This is a genomic window from uncultured Sutterella sp., assembly GCF_937923675.1.
Classification (GTDB): Bacteria; Pseudomonadota; Gammaproteobacteria; order Burkholderiales; family Burkholderiaceae_F; genus Sutterella.
In genome coordinates, this window is record NZ_CALDXB010000086.1 from 27608 (window position 1) to 45256 (window position 17649).

At 58.6% G+C, this 17649-nt stretch carries 13 protein-coding genes; 6 read left to right on the forward strand and 7 right to left on the reverse strand.

Translation table 11 applies throughout. The features are described from left to right. Positions 1 to 91 precede the first annotated feature (91 nt). Entirely contained in the window at positions 92 to 1456 is a 1365-nt protein-coding gene (locus tag Q0106_RS10505) for an L-serine ammonia-lyase (protein ID WP_297612597.1), read from the forward strand. 77 nt (positions 1457 to 1533) lie between these two features. Here the strand turns inward: Q0106_RS10505 and Q0106_RS10510 are convergent, their stop codons facing one another. Both Q0106_RS10510 and hmpA read right to left on the reverse strand, forming a co-directional pair. Then, the gene (locus tag Q0106_RS10510; protein WP_297612600.1) at positions 1534 to 2004 is read right to left on the reverse strand and encodes an Rrf2 family transcriptional regulator; all 471 of its coding nucleotides are present in this window, start codon (positions 2002 to 2004) and stop codon (positions 1534 to 1536) included. Positions 2005 to 2086: 82 nt separating this feature from the next. Continuing rightward, positions 2087 to 3313 (reverse strand): NO-inducible flavohemoprotein, encoded by a 1227-nt coding sequence (gene hmpA, locus Q0106_RS10515; protein WP_297612603.1) that lies wholly within the window; start codon positions 3311 to 3313, stop codon positions 2087 to 2089. Between the two features lie 473 nt (positions 3314 to 3786). Between hmpA and Q0106_RS10520 the strand changes: the two genes are divergently transcribed. After that, positions 3787 to 5055 carry an AAA family ATPase gene (locus Q0106_RS10520; protein ID WP_297612607.1) on the forward strand — a complete coding sequence of 423 codons (1269 nt, stop codon included), beginning with the start codon at positions 3787 to 3789 and terminating at the stop codon, positions 5053 to 5055. A 143-nt stretch (positions 5056 to 5198) separates the two neighbouring features. Here the strand turns inward: Q0106_RS10520 and Q0106_RS10525 are convergent, their stop codons facing one another. The 4 genes from Q0106_RS10525 to Q0106_RS10540 form a co-directional block, all read right to left on the reverse strand. After that, positions 5199 to 6419 (reverse strand): AI-2E family transporter, encoded by a 1221-nt coding sequence (locus Q0106_RS10525; protein WP_297612610.1) that lies wholly within the window; start codon positions 6417 to 6419, stop codon positions 5199 to 5201. 25 nt (positions 6420 to 6444) lie between these two features. Next, positions 6445 to 7392, reverse strand: a complete 948-nt coding sequence (locus Q0106_RS10530; protein ID WP_297612613.1) for a LysR substrate-binding domain-containing protein — start codon at positions 7390 to 7392, stop codon at positions 6445 to 6447. 61 nt (positions 7393 to 7453) lie between these two features. Further along, positions 7454 to 9544 carry an ATP-dependent DNA helicase RecG gene (gene recG / locus Q0106_RS10535; protein ID WP_297612616.1) on the reverse strand — a complete coding sequence of 697 codons (2091 nt, stop codon included), beginning with the start codon at positions 9542 to 9544 and terminating at the stop codon, positions 7454 to 7456. A gap of 18 nt (positions 9545 to 9562) precedes the next feature. Further along, a complete protein-coding gene (locus Q0106_RS10540) occupies positions 9563 to 9946 on the reverse strand; it encodes a Rid family detoxifying hydrolase (protein ID WP_297612619.1) in 384 nt (127 codons plus the stop codon). Between the two features lie 1082 nt (positions 9947 to 11028). Between Q0106_RS10540 and Q0106_RS10545 the strand changes: the two genes are divergently transcribed. From Q0106_RS10545 to Q0106_RS10560, 4 genes are all read left to right on the forward strand, one after another. Next, positions 11029 to 13014: a fumarate reductase flavoprotein subunit gene (locus tag Q0106_RS10545; RefSeq protein WP_152157707.1), complete on the forward strand. Its 1986-nt coding sequence runs from the start codon at positions 11029 to 11031 to the stop codon at positions 13012 to 13014. A 20-nt stretch (positions 13015 to 13034) separates the two neighbouring features. Next, positions 13035 to 13886 carry a fumarate reductase iron-sulfur subunit gene (locus Q0106_RS10550; RefSeq protein WP_297612623.1) on the forward strand — a complete coding sequence of 284 codons (852 nt, stop codon included), beginning with the start codon at positions 13035 to 13037 and terminating at the stop codon, positions 13884 to 13886. Positions 13887 to 14367: 481 nt separating this feature from the next. Continuing rightward, positions 14368 to 15765, forward strand: coding sequence for an aspartate ammonia-lyase (locus Q0106_RS10555; RefSeq protein ID WP_152157709.1), 1398 nt, complete (start codon positions 14368 to 14370; stop codon positions 15763 to 15765). Between the two features lie 322 nt (positions 15766 to 16087). Next, entirely contained in the window at positions 16088 to 17413 is a 1326-nt protein-coding gene (locus tag Q0106_RS10560; RefSeq protein WP_297612627.1) for an anaerobic C4-dicarboxylate transporter, read from the forward strand. A 26-nt stretch (positions 17414 to 17439) separates the two neighbouring features. Here the strand turns inward: Q0106_RS10560 and Q0106_RS10565 are convergent. Beyond that, positions 17440 to 17649: hypothetical protein (locus Q0106_RS10565; protein ID WP_297612630.1), on the reverse strand; the 210-nt coding region annotated here is incomplete at its 5' end.

The following is a 17649-nucleotide window of genomic DNA, read 5'->3' on the forward strand; positions in this document are numbered from 1 at the left end:
CTAAAGAGACGGTCAAGGAAAGTCCTTTGTCCCGCTCGCGCTTCTTTTGAGGCATGATTCTTTCTCTCTGACATCCATCCAGGCAATTTCCATGATCAGCGCCTTCGACATCTTCAAAATCGGCATCGGCCCGTCGAGTTCTCACACCGTCGGTCCGATGCGGGCGGGAAAAACTTTCTGCGAAGATCTTGTTCAAAAGGGTCTGCTCGGGCGCGCAACCCGCGTAAGCGCGGATGTTTACGGCTCTCTTTCCCTCACGGGACACGGCCACCATACTGATCAGGCCATTCTTCTCGGGCTCGAGGGATTTCTTCCCGACACGGTGCCCCTCGAAAGGATTCCCTCCATCATTGAAGGGATCGGCAGGACCGGAAAGCTTCTCCTCAATGGTCAAAGGGAAGTGGAATTTCCGAAGGATTCCGGCATGGTCTTTCATTCGGAGTTTCTTCCGCTCCATGAGAACGGAATGACGCTTCACGCCTGGGAGGGTGAGAAGCTTCTTTTTGAGCGCACCTACTATTCGATCGGCGGCGGCTTCATCGTGGATGAAGAGCACTTTCACGACCAGCCGAAGGAAGAGGTTCGCGTGCCGTACCCCTACAGCACGGCGTCCGAGCTCATTGCTCACTGCCGGGAGTCCGGACTTTCGATTTCAGGGCTGACGCTCGAAAACGAAAAGGCGCGCCGCCCGATGAAGGAAATCCTCGCGCATTTTGCCCATGTGCATGAGGTGATGCAGGAAGGCATTGAACGCGGCACCCGCACGGAAGGCGTCCTGCCGGGGCCGCTTCGCGTGCCGCGCCGGGCGCCGGCGCTACGCCGTCAGCTTCTCTCGATGGGCCGCACGAGCGTGGATCCTCTTGCCGTCATCGACTGGATCAACATGTTCGCGCTTGCCGTTTCCGAAGAGAATGCAGCGGGCGGACGCGTCGTCACGGCCCCCACGAACGGCGCCTGCGGCGTGATTCCCGCGGTGCTCGCCTACTGGGAAAAATTCATCGGCGACCCGTCTCCCGACGACCGCCTGCGCTTTTTCCTTGCGGCCTCCGTCGTGGGCGAGCTCTTCAAGATGAATGCCTCGATTTCCGGCGCGGAAGTGGGCTGCCAGGGCGAAGTGGGCGTAGCCTGCTCGATGGCGGCGGCGGGTCTTGCCGAAGTAATGGGCGGAAGCCCCGAGCAGGTCTGCACGGCCGCAGAGATCGGCATGGAGCATTCGCTCGGGCTCACATGCGATCCGGTGAACGGTCAGGTTCAGGTGCCCTGCATTGAAAGAAATGCGATTTTCGCGGTGAAGGCCGTCAATGCGGCCCGCATGGCGCTGAGGCGCACGTCTGCGCCGACCGTGAGTCTCGACAAGGTGATTGTCACCATGTACGAAACCGGCAAGGACATGAACGCCAAGTATCGTGAAACAAGCCAGGGCGGACTCGCCATACGCGTGCTCCACTGCGATTGATTGGAAGCGGACGGGCTGGAGGAACTTCTTTCTCCGCCCGTTTTCACTTTTCTGAAGCGCCGCAGCAGGATCTGCGGTCAGGACAAGATTCCTTTGGTTTCCCGGACGGCTTCCCTGGGAGACCGGATGAGTGAAGGCATTGAAATCGTCCGGGGAGCATTGAGGATGGAGGCGAGGGTCTCCTGGTTGAGCGTCCTGTAGAAGGCTTCCCTCGCTTCATCGAGGAGCCCGGAAAGCGCGCATCTGCCGCAGAACGGGCAGGGAGGATCATTGCAGTCGATGAGCGGGTCGCTTCCCTCGAGCGTGCGCACGACATCCCCGATGCGGTACTGATCGGCGGGAAGTGCGAGCTGCATGCCGCCGTTTCTGCCGCGGACCGTCGTCAGCCAGCCGAGGCGCACCATGTAGTTGGCGACCTTGGTCACGTGGTTCTGCGAACAGTTGAGGCGCGAAGCGAGCTCCGGGAGCGTCATGCGCTCATCGGGCCTGAGCCGGGCGACAACCATGAGGACGCGCAGTCCGAGATCGGTATAGAGCTTGAGATGCATGAGGGACCAGGAAGACGAAAGGCCTGTCGGAAAAGATCCGGCAGGCCTTTGATGTTAGCAGGGAGCCTTGCGAGCCCGCGTCTTAGCTTTCAGAACCCGTGCCGAAGACTTCCGAATGAATGCTGCCGGCCGGAACGCCCGCATTGAGGAAGGCTTCCTTCATGCTGGCCATGAAGGCGGTCGGGCCGCAGATGTAGACATCGGCGTCCTTGGGCGGATTGAGGGCGAGAACGTCCTTGGCGCCCGGGCGGCCGTGATGCTTTTCAAAGGCGCAGCCGCAGCAGCAGGGAACGTCGGCAGCATCAGCCGCCGTGAAGAAGACATGAGCCTTCTTGTTCTCGAGCTTCGCGAGCTCCTTCTTCACGGCTTCGCGCAGCGCAAAGCCTTCCTTAGTGCGCGTCGTGTGCATGAAAACAACGGGGCGCTTCGGCGTCTTCGAGGCGATCGACTGCAGCATGGCAAAGAGCGGCGTGATGCCGATGCCGGCGCTCACGAGAACGACAGGATTTTCGCCTTCCTTCAGGAAGAATTCACCGGCCGGAGCGGAGAGCTCAATGATGCTTCCTTCCTTCAGCGTCTGATGGAGGTGCGTGGACATGCGGCCCTGAGGAGCGCCGTCATGAGCGTCGATGCGCTTCACGGTGATGCGCAGGCCCTTGTCGCAGACGGGAGCGTGCGAAAGCGAATACTGACGCGGCTGATCAACGCCGAGTTCCGGGAGATACGCACGGACGGAAACGAACTGACCGGGCTTGAAGGCCGGCACGGTGCCGCCGTCGGCGGGACGAAGGTAGAAGCTCGCAACCTCGGGCGTTTCCTCAACGCGCTTTTCGACAACGAAGGGACGCCAGCCGGACCAGCCGCCTTGAGCAGTGCTCTGCTCCGTATAGATGCCGCTCTCGACCTGAATCAGAAGGTCGGCAAGCATGCCGTAGGCCGCGGCCCAGGCGTCGACGAGTTCATCGGTAGCGGCTTCACCGAGGACTTCGCGGATCGAGGCAAGAAGGTGCTTGCCGACGATCGGGTAGTGTTCAGCGCGGATGCCGACCGTGCAGTGCTTGGCGGCGATGTGCTTCACGGCGCCGATGAGAACGCCCGGGTTTTCAATGTTTTCCGCGTAGGCGAGTACTGCGCCGGCGAGCGCCTTCTGCTGGCGGCCGAGCGCCTGATGGGACTGGTTGAAGACATTCTTCAGTTCGGGGTTGCCGTTGAGCATGCGCTTATAGAAGTGAGAGGTCAGCGCAACGCCGTGCTCGCGAAGCACGGGAACGGTAGCTTTGATGAGCTCAATCTGGCGGGGAGTCAGCATGGTCAGGGATCTCCTGCAATAAAAAATCTTTAGGTTCGGGGAGTGCATGCGGTAATCCACGCGCTCTCAGGATGTTTCCGAAATCTTATATTTGAAATGCAAGATTTAGCAAGAGGACCCCGGCTGCGGATAAAAATTTTTAACACTTTGCCGGAGACTCTGAATCTTGCTCCGACGGAACAGTTCAGGAAACCAGAGGAAACGGCGGCGGGTTCTGAACTCACCTGAGGCTGGCGAGGGAAGACCGCTGATCGTCGGAAAGTCTGCCGTTGAAAGGATGAATCAGGACAGCATGAAAACCGTCTTATGAAATATTTAATAATTGATATCTATGTAAAATAAAAATATAATGCTAGTTTTGTCCACTGTCTAATGCAATAATTGTCTATAAGATAATGCTAAATTTGTCCAAGTTCTAATGCTAAGATTGTCTATGCTTTAATGCAGTTTTTGTCTCAATCCGGAGATTGACTATGATTCCTCGCTGGGCGGCGAACGAACTCTATGAAATTCTGAAAGTTCAACGCATTGCATCGGTTGTTGGACCGCGTCAATGCGGCAAAACGACCCTGGTGGAGAGTGCCGATATTCGCAATGCCGACTTTATCTCACTTGACAAAACGGAGGACCTTATGGCCGCCCGCCTGGATCCTCGATATCTTTTGACAAGAAAACCCGGCAGCTGCGTTGTTATTGATGAGATTCAGAAAGCTCCGGAGCTCATTGGTGAAATCAAGTATCTCGTCGATCACGATCCACGACCAGGGCAATTTGTTCTGACCGGATCGGCGGATTATCGAAAGCTTCCTCACGCGCGGGAATCCCTTGCGGGACGGGTTGATTTCCTGCGCCTTCGGACATTTACGGCGGCTGAGATTCTGGGGGCCCGCCCTTGCTTCCTTGAAAAGGCTCTTGCCGGAGATTTGAGATTTGATGTGGACCCATCCTCCTGCGGGAAGCCCCATATTCTCGATCTGGCTATCCGCGGCGGTTATCCCCGCGTAGCGCTTGAGACAGGTTTGCCGAACGAGGCGAGGGCCCGCTGGTTTGAAAGCTACATCGAGCAGCAGGTCATTCTTGACATGCGCGAACAATGGGCTGTGCGAAAGGAAAATGTCGTCCGGGAGCTTTTCCCATACCTTGCCGCATTCTCAAGCAAGCTGCATGTCTCCGCGACCATGTCCGAGAAGCTTGGTCAAAATTACAGAACGCTCGAAAAATACACCGATGCATTGAAAGCCATGTTTCTGGTGGATCAGGTGCGGGCATGGGCGAAAAAGGACTATGACCGTCCTGGCAAGGCGCCCAAGCTCTTCATGACGGATTCGGGACTCATGGCACACATTCTTCATGTTCGGGACAGTGCTCCGCTCCTGCTCGATACGTCGTATCAGGCATCAGATCTCGTCGGCAAACTCATTGAAACCTGGGCCTACAACCAATTTGCGGCGGAGGCGGACCTGCATCCTCTCTGGACGCTCGAACATCTGCGCACGAAAGGTCACGAAATTGATTTCCTTCTCACCAATGAACACGGTGCCGTCCTGGGGATTGAAATCAAGGCAAGCGAAAGCATCAATGTGAAGGATTTCCAGCATTTGTATTGGTTCGGAGAGCATTGTCAGACGGAAGGTACGTCCTTTCGTGGCATCGTGCTCTATGCCGGGGAAAAAGTACTGTCGTTCGGAAAAAACTGCTACGCCGTACCTTTTGCCGCTCTGTGGGCAAATGCCGGCCAGTAGTTCGAAAAACTTCCCGGCCGGTGCCTGCAGCCGCTCGATTGCAGACGGCGCAGGAGAAGTGCTTCTTGCTGAGGCCGCAAAACTCTCACCGGACGTTTATCCGCGCCGGACATCGCGGGGTGACCATGACGACATTAGCCTGCCTATTGAATCTTCGATTCGGATGCGTCCGCTGCTCCGGCGACGTTTGGGACTTCTTTGTCCGTGCGGGAGACGGCAGCTTCAGCGAGCCGAATGACCGGGCGCTTGAGCCAGGCGGTGAATAGTGCAAGGCCGATGGCAAGAAGGAGCGGCCCGAGGATGAGGCCGAGGAAGCCGAAGGCGAGGACGCCCCCGAAAACGCCAAGGAAGATGAGCGCAATGGGCATCGATGTTCCCCGGGAAATCAGGATCGGCTTGATGAAATTGTCGACGCTCGAAACTGCGAGCGTTCCCCAGAGGACAAGAAAGACGGCCATGCCGAGTTCGCCCTGAGTGTAGAGCCAGACGGCGGCCGGGCCCCAGATGAGCGGAGGTCCGATCGGGATGACGGAGAGGACGCAGACGGCAAAGGATAGGACGAGAAGGCCGGGCACGTCGGCAATCCAGAAGCCGATGCCGGCCACAAGGCCCTGCCCGATGGCAGTGCCGACGATGCCGAAGACGACCGAGCGCGTGGTGTTGACGAGAATCCCGGTAATTTCTCTCGCAATGCCGCCCGATACGCGTTCGACAAGTTCGGAAATCCGGTCGGCAAACCATGCGCCGTCGCGGTAGAAGAAAAAGACGATGAAGGTGACGAGCGCGAGCTGAACCAGGCCGTTGCCGACGTTGACGGCGGCATTGACGATCCAGCTTGAAAGCGGATCGAGGATGCGCTGAACGGTATGGCCGAAGGTCGCCGGGTCGATCGCAAGGGCGAGCTGCTCATGGAGCCACGCACCCGCATAGGGAATGTCGGCGACGGCCTGAAGGACCGGGGTCGGGTCCTTGAGCCAGGCGGCAGTCTTCGTCACCCAGGAAGGAATCTGCTGGGCGAGCGCGACGAGGAGAAACGACATCGGGATCAGAAAGCCGACCACGATGAGGATCACCATCAGGGTTGCGGCGGCGCCCGAGGACTGTCTGAGGGAGGCGCGCAGCCGCCTGAAGAGCGGCCACGTGACGACGGCGATGACGGCCGCAATCAGAATGGCCGTGAGAAAGGGCTGGAGCACCATGAAGCAGCCGATAGCCACCACGGCCATCAGCGCAATGCGAACGATCAGGTCGATGCGTTCGCCGAAGCCGATGCCTCGTCCGGAGGCAATCCTCGAGAGGCGCTTGCGGGCGCCCGTCAGGGGACTTGCTGCGGGCTTGTGCGTTTCTGTCGTCTGCTCTTTCATGTTGTCTCAGGTATCAGACTGCGGGTTAGCGCATTTCGGGGTGGCTGTCGGGCAGCGGCGCGCAGCCGTTGAGCTTAAGTGAAAGCGTCGCCTCGCGGATGGCTTCGATTGCGGCCATCCGCGTGAAGCTCTTTCTCCAGACGAGAAGCGCCTTGCGGGTGGGCGGCGGATTCTTGAAGGGGAGAATCTTGATGGCGTTCGAGAGTCCCGTGAGGTAGGGAATGGCCGAGGCGGGAAGCACCGTGATGCCGAGACCCTGAGCCACCATGTGGAAGATCGTCTGAAGGCTCGAGCCCTCGACCGTCTTCTGAACGTCAGTCGCGTTGAGGTTGAAGCGGGCGAGGTCCGGACAGACGCCGAGAATCTGATCGCGGAAGCAGTGGCCGGCGCCGAGAAGAAGCATCGTCTGGTCCTTCAGTTCATCCGTGCCGATGTAGCTGCGGTTGACCCAGGGGTGGTGGGAAGGCACGGCAACCACGAAGTTTTCCTCGTAGAGCTCTTCGGTCATGAAGCCCGTGTCGACGAGCGTGTCGGCGGTGATCGCAACGTCGATCTGGCCGTTTCTGAGCTTCTGGAGGAGCTCGGTCGTGAAGCCTTCCTCAAGAATCAGGGGCATCTGCGGCGTCGTTTCCGTCATGCGGCTGATGAGATCGGGAAGCAGATAGGGCCCGATCGTATAGATGACGCCCAAGCGCACGGGGCCCGAGAGCGGATCCTGGCCCTGGTGGGCGATTTCCGTGATCCGGTGAGCTTCTTCAATGACTTTGCGGGCCTGATCGATGATGAGGCTGCCCACGGGCGTGACGGCGATGTCGTTGGAGCGGCGCTCGAAAATCGAAACGCCGAGCTCCTCCTCGAGCTTCTTCACGGCAACGGAAAGCGAGGGCTGGCTCACAAAGCAGCTTTCTGCTGCCCGGCCGAAGTGCCGTTCCCGGGCAACTGCAATGACGTACTTAAGTTCAGTAAGAGTCATGACGGGGTAATGAACAAGTGATGATGAAAAATCGGTTGGGGATAAGAAGCATTGGGTGTGATCAGGCCGTGAGGAGTTCCGCCTTTCCCTGGAACCAGCGCGAAGCGTGCTTGATTGCAAGATCGTGGTGCTCAAGGAGCATCCGGTCGGCCGCATCGCGCGCTTTTTCAACCAGGGCGGCATCCTTTTCGAGATCGCAGAACCGAAGCATCGGCATGCCTGACTGCTGCTCGCCCAAAAATTCGCCGGGCCCGCGCAGCTGCAGGTCGCGGCGGGCAATTTCAAAGCCGTCGGTCGTTTCGCGGATGATTTTGAGGCGCTCCCGTCCGATGTCGGAAAGACGCACGTCAAAGAGAAGCACGCAGGCGCTTCTGCCGCCGCCGCGTCCGACGCGGCCCCGGAGCTGATGAAGCTGAGCGAGGCCGAAGCGTTCGGCATGCTCGATCACCATCAGGGTGGCGTTGGGGACGTCGACCCCCACTTCGATCACCGTGGTTGAAACAAGCACCTGAATCCGGCCTGCGGAAAAGTCGTTCATGACGGCTTCCTTTTCAGCGGCTGGCATGCCGCCGTGAAGGAGGCCGATAGTGAGGTCCGGGAGCATCGCGCGCAGCTCCTCGGCGCATCTCACCGCGGGCGTGAGGTCGAGTGCTTCCGACTCATCAATGAGGGGGCACACCCAATAGACCTGATGGCCTTCGCCGACCGTGTGGCGGAGGACGCCGACGACGGCGTCCTTCCTGTCCATGCGGACAAGCTTCGTTTCGACCGGAGTGCGACCGGGCGGCAGTTCGTCGATGATCGACACGTCAATGTCGGCGAGGTAGCTCATGGCAAGCGTGCGCGGGATGGGCGTGGCGGAGAGCATGAGGAGATGGGGCTTCAGGCCGTTATCCATGGCGCGGGCGAGTTCAAGCCGCTGCGCGACGCCGAAGCGGTGCTGTTCGTCCACAATCGCGAGTCCGAGATCGTGAAAGGAGACGCCTTCCTGAATAAGCGCATGCGTGCCGACGGCAAGCTTTGCCTCTCCCGAACGAATGCTCGCAAGAGACGCCTCGCGTTCGGCAGCCTTTTGCCTCCCGGTGAGCCAGGCGGTGCGAATGCCGAGGGGTTCAAGCCAGGAGACGATTTTCTGAAAATGCTGTTCGGCAAGAATCTCTGTCGGCGCCATGAGCGCCGCCTGCTTGCCGGCTTCAATGGCCCGAAGGGCGGCGAGCGCCGCGACCACTGTTTTGCCGCTACCCACGTCGCCCTGAACAAGGCGGTGCATCGGATGAGGTTCGGCAAGATCCCTTTCGATTTCGCCCCAGACCTTCCTTTGCGCCTGGGTGAGTCTGAAGGGAAGTCCTTTTATGAAAGGCTCAATGAGTCCGCCCGACTGCGGCGCCTGAAGACTCTCGGCCTTGTCCTTCCTTGCGAGCGCGCGCATTTCGCGAAGCGTGATCTGCTGCGCAATGAGTTCGTCGAACTTGAGACGCTGCCAGTGCGGATCCGTGCGGTTGATGAGCGCTTCAGAGTCGGCGTCGGGCGGCGGATTATGGAGGTATTCGAGCGAGGCTCTGAGGCCGGGGAGGTGAAGCTCATCCGTGAGAGCGGCGGGGATGGGATCCTCCATCCCCTGCATGTCGAGAAGCGCTCTGGCGATGCGCTTTCTCAGCCACTTCTGCTGAATGCCTTCGCCCAGGGGGTAGACGGGGGTGAGCGCTTTCGGAAGCGTGACGCCGCTCGCAACGGGCTGGCGGATCTTGGGATGAATCATCTCAAGGCCGCCCCCGAAGGCAGGGCGCGGTTCGCCGTAGACGCGCACGACTGCACCGGGGCGCAGGGCGGCCTGCGTCCCGGGGAAGTAGTGAATGAAGCGGAGCGCAAGTACGCCCGTTTCATCCCTGAGGAGTGCAATCAGCTGCTGTCCCCAGGGCGTTGCGGTCATCTGGGAGCGAATGATCTCGCCCTGCACCTGTGCGGGTTCGCCGGGGATAAGCATTCCGACGGGATCAATCTTCGTTTCGTCCTCATAGCGCAGAGGCAGATGAAGAATGAAGTCCCAGTCGGTAACGAGTCCGAGCTTTTTGAGCCGTTCGTTCAAAGGCGCGAGCTTTCCCGAACGGATGACGCCGGAAGCTTTCTGGGGAGTGCGCTGAGCCTGATTCATCGTCCGAAAACCCGGGGGTCAGGGGGCAAGATCAACGATTGCCTCGACCTCAACGAGGGCGCCCTTCGGGAGCGCCGCGACAGCAAGGCACGAACGGGCCGGATAGGGCGCTTCGAAGAATTCGCCCATGACGCGGTTGACGACGGCGAAGTCGTCGATCGAGGCGAGGAAGATGGTGAGCTTCATGACCTGTGCGGTCGAACGTCCGGCTTCGGCAATGACGGCTTCCAGATTGCGGAAGGCCTGACGGGCCTGCGCCTCAACGCCGTGCTCGAGTTCTCCCGTATCCGGGCGAATGCCGATCTGACCGGAACAGTAGAGCGTTGCGTCGGTAGCGGTCGCCTGGCTGTAAAAGCCGAGTGCAGCGGGAGCTTCCTGAGTGGAAATAATGCGTTTGGCCATGATTGACACCTCCGGAATCATAGAAAGATGGCTTCAAAAGATTCTATCGATTTCTATCGGGCAATAGTGTTGCGATCTATCAAAGTGATACCTGAAATTGAGACAAAACGATTCGGGCTGAGGTGATGTCATTTCATAAGCATTAATACTTATGAAATGACATTTAAATTCGAACAACCTGTTAAGCAAACTCACAATTTATGAAATCAGGGTTTGATCGTACTTTCTAATAGGTATCAAGAAAAATGCTTAATACGTAAACTGATTTTTGAACTGAGAATTTGTAGTCTTTTGAAATTCAGATAAATTTTATTGTGAAAATGGAAATGTACAGATACTCCGAAAGCCCTAACTCAAGTCAAATTTCAAGATGTAATCAAGGGTTACTGCTGATATAGTAGTAGGGAGGGTGACAGTTAAACTCCCTGCGTTTTCTACTTAGTTCTTTTGAGCCCGCCACTGTAGGGTTCCGGAGCACGTGGAACGCGATTTTTCGCTCGGGCTTTGGCCTCGGCGAAGGAAAGCGGAACTACGTATTCCTGCTCAGCCGGCCGCCAGCCGGGAGGTCGGAACAGCGCTTCGGAAGCCTTGAATGCAGAAACAATCAGCTCATCGATATAAGCAGAAACCGCAGAAGAGTGAAGTTGCTCTACGTCTTAGTTTGACTGCGTCGCTACAAGGAGAACAGCAACGCAGGTGAATTCGGACGGCAAGCGCGTTCGGGGACGGCTGCTCAGGCAGAGGTCCCCATCGGGCTTTCCGGGTTGAGGAAAAGATTCCCAGGGCAGGGAGTCTTGTCCTTCGTGCGGTCCGCCTTGGGTGAGAGTCCCAGAAAGAGGACCCGCAGGAAGAAGCGCAAAAGACCCGCGCCGGAACATTCCCCGTTCCGGAGGCGGAAGCTCCTCAGGAGGGAGCATGTGCGGATGAAGTCTGCGACTAATGGGAATCGGCCGAAAGGTCGCAACAGCCCGCGGAGCCTGAATCAGGCAATGCGGACTATTTGCAAAGACTGGACGGACGCATAGTCAGGAGCTGTGCGCCGATCCTCCCGCCCAAGGGCGGGATTTCCGAGGAAAAAACTCATGAAAATCATTTACACCGACGTGCTGGTTATCGGCGGTGGCCTTGCCGGACTCCGCATGGCCGTTGCTGCCAAGCGCCGCGGCCACGACTCGATCGTCCTTTCTCTCGTTCCGCCGAAGCGCAGCCACTCGAAGGCTGCTCAGGGCGGCATGCAGGCCTCTCTCGGCAACGTGATCAAGGGCGTGGGCGACAACGAGGACGTTCACTTCGGCGACACCGTCCGCGGCTCCGACTGGGGTGCGGACCAGGAAGTCGTCCGCATGTTCGTGAACACCTCGCCCAAGGCCGTGCGTGAGCTCGCCGCCTGGGGCTGCCCCTGGTCGCGAATCACCGCCGGTGACCGTCAGGTGATCATCAACGGCGAGAAGGTGACGATTACGGAACGCAAGGAAGCGCAGGGCATGATGAACCAGCGCGACTTCGGCGGCACCAAGAAGTGGCGTACCTGCTACGTGTCCGACTGCACGGGCCACGCCATGCTCAATACCGTTTCCGACCGCATCATCGCCGAAAAGGTTCCGGTGATCGAACGCGTTGAAGCGCTCTCGCTCATTTCCGACGGCAAGCGCTGCTACGGCGCGATCGTCCGCGACCTCATCACGGGCGAACTCATGGCTTACGTCGCCAAGGCGACCGCCATCGCCACTGGCGGTGCCGGCCGCATCTACCGCGTCACGACGAACGCCGTGATCTGCGACGGCACGGGCTACGACCTCGCCCTCAAGACGGGCGTCGCCACCCTCTCCAACATGGAAGCCATTCAGTTCCACCCGACCGGCATCTTCCCGGCCGGCATTCTGGTGACGGAAGGCTGCCGCGGTGACGGCGGTCTGCTGCGCGACGTCGACGGCTACCGCTTCATGCCGGACGTTGAACCGGAAAAGAAGGAACTCGCCTCCCGCGACGTGGTTTCGCGCCGCATGGAAGAACGCATTGCCATGGGCAAGGGCGTCAAGACCAAGTACGGTGAACACCTCTGGCTCGACATCACGCTCCTCGGCGAACACCACATCAAGCACAAGCTCCGTGAAGTCTACGAAATCTGCCACTACTTCCTCGGTGTTGACCCGACGAAGGAATGGGTTCCGGTCCGTCCGGCGCAGCACTACACGATGGGCGGCGTGCGCACGAAGCCGAGCGGCGAATCCGAGACCCTGAAGGGCCTCTTCGCGGCCGGCGAAGCCGCCTGCTGGGATATGCACGGCTTCAACCGCCTCGGCGGCAACTCCGTTGCTGAAACCGTCGTTGCCGGCATGATCGTCGGCGAATACATCGCCGACTTCTGCGACAAGGCCGAAAACGGCATCGACATCCCGACGTCCCTCATTTACGATGCTCTCGCCAAGGAACAGGCCGAACTGAACGGCTACCTGAAGAACACCGGCAATGAAGACGCTGTGGCGCTGCGCACCCGCATGCAGGAAATCATGACGACCAAGATCGGCATTTTCCGCAAGGGCAAGGACATGCAGGAAGCCGTCACGGAACTCGAGGAGCTTTACAAGCGCTCCTTCAACATCCCCGTGAAGGACGTTACCGGCAACAACCCCGAACTCGTCTACGCGTACCGCACCCGCTCGATGCTTCGCGTTGCGCTTACGGTTGCTCTCGGCGCTTACAGCCGTCAGGAATCGCGCGGCGCTCACTACCGCGAAGACTACTCGGTCCGCGACGACGTCAAGTGGCTCAAGCGTACGATCGCCACGTGGAAGGAAGGCGATACGCTGCCGACCCTCTCCTACAAGGATCTTGACATCAGCAAGATGGAGCTTCCCCCGGGATTCCGCGGCTACGGCGTCAAGAACTACATCGAAAATCCCGAATCCGCCAAGCGCCAGGCCGAAGTCGACGCCATCCGTCAGAAGATGGAAGCCGAAGGCAAGGATCGCTGGGCCATCCAGGATGCGATCATGCCGTACCAGCATCTGCTGCCGAAGCGCCTCCAGGGCCGCAACGAGCGCATCGATGAACCGCTGAAAGACTAATTTGGGAGCTTTGATAGAAAATGACCCAGGAAAAGACCCAGACGGCGGCTCCGGCCGCCAAGGCCGCGGATGCTCCCGCTAAGAAGCATCGTCTTCTGAAGATCAGCATCCTGCGCTACAACCCGCAGGATCCGGACAGCGTTCCGCACATGCAGACGTACGAGCTCCAGGAATCGGACTCGATGACGCTCTTCATTGCCCTGAATGATCTCCGCGACGAACAGGATCCCACGCTGCAGTTCGACTTCGTCTGCCGCGCCGGCATCTGCGGTTCGTGCGCGATGCTCATCAACGGCAAGCCGGGCCTCGCCTGCCGCACCCTGACGAAGGATCTGCCCGACGAGTTCACGCTCGCCCCGCTGCCTGCCTTCGAACTTATCGGCGACCTTTCGGTCAACACCGGCAAGTGGATGCGCAACATGTCCGAACGCATGGAAACGTGGGTTCACGCGAAGATCGACGAAGTCGACCTCCGCAAGCAGGAAGAGCCGATGGACCCGCAGCTCGCCGAGGACATTTACGTTCTCGACCGCTGCGTCGAATGCGGCTGCTGCATCGCCGGCTGCGGCACCGTCCGCATCCGCCCGGATTTCGTGGGCGCCGTGGGCATCAACAAGATCGCCCGCTTCCGCCTTGATCCGCGCGACGAGCGCAACGACGCCGACTACTACGAAGTCGTCGGCGACGAATCCGGCGTTTTCGGCTGCATGTCGCTGCTCGCCTGCCACGACTTCTGCCCGAAGGATCTTCCGCTCAAGACCCAGATCGCCTTCATCCGCCGCAAGATGGCCGAACAGGGCATGGGCAACTACGACAAGGTCCTGCCGACGCAGAACGGCAAGAAGGCTATTCCGATCAAGCCCATTAAGTAAGCTTGACCGCAGAGCCTGACTCTGTCTGAAAGAGGCTGGTATCCATTTTGGGTATCAGCCTTTTTTTATTGCTTCGATATTTTGAGAGAAAAGTAAATTTCAAAGTTATACCTTAATTAAGATCAGTCTTTTTTATGCTTCGGAGATAAGGGCGCACCAAACCGGTGCGGCGTTTTCTCTTAAACAAGCCATCCGTTCTTACAAGTAAGGGTTCTTCCGATATTCAAAAGGAAAATGAGGTATTCACATTGAGCGAGATAAGCAGTAATATTTACTCAACGCAAGAAAGACTCTTTAAATATACGTATCTACACGTATTAAAGAGTAGTTCAAGCGAACTGCTTCACTCAGACAGCAGCGGACCACAGCTGATCCTCGGATAACTGGCTGCTGGGAGTGATTCAACTGCAAATGCGGTTTTTAAAGAGCAAATTCCGCCCTTATTAAATAAACCGCATCGGACATATTTGAGGAGCAATAAATGTCCCGTATTGAAAGCGATTTCCTTGGTTCTCTCGAGATCCCTGATGAGGATTACTATGGCGTGCAGACGATGCGCGGCAAGCAGAACTTCCACATCACCGAAATGCCGATGAGCCAGGAACCGTTCTTCGCTCAGGCCTTCGGTTATGTCAAGAAGGCTGCCGCCATGGCGAACAAGGAACTCGGCACGATCCCGGCCGACGTTGCTGACGCCCTGATCTGGGCCTGCGACCAGCTCATCGCCGGCAAGTACAACGATCAGTTCGTTACCGACTGGCTCCAGGGTGGTGCCGGCACGTCCACGAACATGAACTGCAACGAGGTTATCTCCAACCTCGCCTGCGAACACCTCGGCCTCGCCAAGGGCGACAAGAAGGTTTCCCCGAACGACCACGCCAACTTCGGCCAGTCGACGAACGACACCTATCCGACCGCTCTGCACCTCTCGCTGCTCCTTCGCTCGAACGTCCTCCTCAAGGCCGTTGAAGAGCTCGTCGGCAGCTTCTACGCTCAGGCTGAAAAGAACAAGAACGTTCTGAAGATGGGCCGCACCCACCTGCAGGACGCCGTCCCGATGTCCTTCGGCCAGGAATTCCATGGCTGGGGCACGACGATTGCTGACGAAATCAAGGTTATCAAGGAAGCCCAGGCTCACCTGAAGGTCGTCAACCTCGGCGCCACCGCCATCGGCACGACCGTTACGGCTCACCCGGACTATCCGGCCCTCGCCGTCAAGCACCTCGCTGAGATCACCGGCATCGACTTCGTCAACAGCGACGACCTGATCGCCGCCACGTCCGACTGCGGCGCCTACGTTGGTCTCTCCTCCGCCTGCAAGAGCCTCGCCGTCAAGCTCACGAAGGTCTGCAACGACCTCCGTCTCCTTGCTTCCGGCCCGCGCACCGGCCTTTCCGAACTCGTCCTGCCGCAGCTCCAGCCGGGCAGCTCGATCATGCCGGGCAAGGTCAATCCGGTTATCCCGGAAGTGACGAACCAGGCTTCGTTCCTCGCCATCGGTCTCGACACGTCCGTCATGCTCGCCGCTTCCGCCGGCCAGCTCGAACTGAACGTGATGGAACCGGTCATCTCCTTCGCGCTCTACATGCAGATGAAGGTCCTCACGAACGCCTGCATCGCGCTGCGTGAGAAGTGCGTCGACGGCATCGTCGTCAACGCCAAGCACTGCGAAGACCTCGTCATGGGCTCCCTCGGCATCGTTACGGTTCTGAAGCCGCACTTCGGCTACAAGCCCTGCGCCGCCGTTGCCCGCGAAGGCTTCCTCACCGGCAAGTCGCTGCACCAGCTCGTCGTCGAAGAAAAGAAGATGCTGACCCAGGAAGAGTGGGACAAGGTCTTCACGTACGACAACCTCATCAACCCGAAGTTCGAACAGTAATTCGAACTCGCCACGCTCTGACCCGGACAAATTAAATAAATAGATCCGGGAAGAGCAGACCGACAGAGCCTCTCAAAAAAGAGAGGCTCTGCGATCAACCACCAAAGCGGGGTCGTCTGATTTCCCGAACTGCAGCTGCTGATCAAACACCTGGGGCATGAAAAGAAATTTTCATGCCGCAGGCGTCCGGAGAAGCCGCATGCAGGATCAGTTACCAGAGCGAGCACCGCCCTCGCCTGATTGGCTTTAGAGCATTCCCATACTGGGCAAAAGCAAATCGGGAGGAGGAGATCTCAACATGCCTGGAGGCATTATGGATTTCATGCTTATTCTTCAGATCGTTGTCCTGCTCGGCGCGATCTTCCTCGGTGTCCGTCTCGGCGGCATCGGTATTGGCTACGCCGGCGGTCTCGGCGTGCTCGTCCTCGGTCTTCTTCTCGGCATGAAGCCGGGCAATATTCCCTGGGACGTGATCCTCATCATCGCCTCGGTGATCGCTGCCATTTCCTGCATGCAGCTCGCCGGCGGCCTTGACTACCTCGTTCAGATTGCTGAACGCATCCTTCGTTCGAACCCGAAGCAGATTAACTATCTCGCTCCTGTCGTGACCTACGTCCTGACGATTTTCGCCGGTACGGGCCACACCGCCTTCTCGATGATCCCGGTTATCGTTGAAGTCGCCAAGGAACAGAAGATTCGTCCCTGCTGCCCGCTTTCGATCGCCGTCGTTGCCTCCCAGATCGCCATTACGGCTTCCCCGGTTTCCGCCGCCGTGATCTACATGTCCGGCGTTCTTGAACCGTTCGGCTGGTCCTATCCGGCTCTGCTCGGCATTTGGCTCCTGACGACCTTCGTCGGCTGCATGCTCACCGCCTTCGTGATGACGAAGATCCAGAACATGGATCTCGAGTCCGATCCGGTCTACAAGGAACGTCTCGCCAAGGGTCTCGTGAAGGCCTCGTCCGGCGTTGCCCAGATGGAGCTCAAGCCCTATGCCAAGCGCTCCGTGCTGATCTTCCTCCTCGGCGTTATCTGCGTTGTTCTTTACGCTTCCGCGATTTCGCCTGCTGTCGGCCTCATCAAGAACGTTATCGTTCCGCGTGACGCCGCCATCATGAGCCTCATGCTGACGGTCGCCACCCTGACGACGATCCTCTGCAAGGTTGAGCTCGGCAATGTCGCTTCGACCTCCGTCTTCAAGTCCGGTATGGTTGCCTGCGTCTGCGTGCTCGGCGTTGCCTGGCTCGGCGACACGTTCGTGTCCGGCCATGTGAACGAGATCAAGTCGTTCGCTGCTGACGCTGTGGTTGCCTACCCGGCTCTCCTCGCCGTCGTGTTCTTCTTCGCCGCCATGCTCCTTTACTCGCAGGCTGCTACCGCGAAGGCCATCACCCCGGCCATCGTCGCTGCCCTCGGCATCAGCGCCGCCAATCCTGGCGACTCCTACATGCTCGTGGCCTCGTTCGCTGCTGTGTCCGCCCTCTTCGTGCTCCCGACCTACCCGACCCTCCTCGGCGCGGTCCAGATGGACGACACCGGCACGACCCGCATCGGCAAGTACGTGTTCAACCACGCCTTCTTCATCCCGGGCCTTCTCGCCATCGTCTTCTCGGTGTGCCTCGGCTTCGTCGCCTGCATGGTCTTCTAATACCTGACTCGCGAGGGGAGGCATCCTCAGCGGTGCTTCCCTGATGAAGTAAAAAATGCAAGGGACTGTCTTCGGATAGTCCCTTTTTTTGCGCCCCGGGCAGGCGCTCTTTCTGACCTCTGATGTTTCAACGCAAAGGACTTGACATATTTTTTGAAATCAGTAAAATCTCTCTTCTCAATGCGGGAGTAGCTCAGTTGGTAGAGCGCAACCTTGCCAAGGTTGAGGTCGCGAGT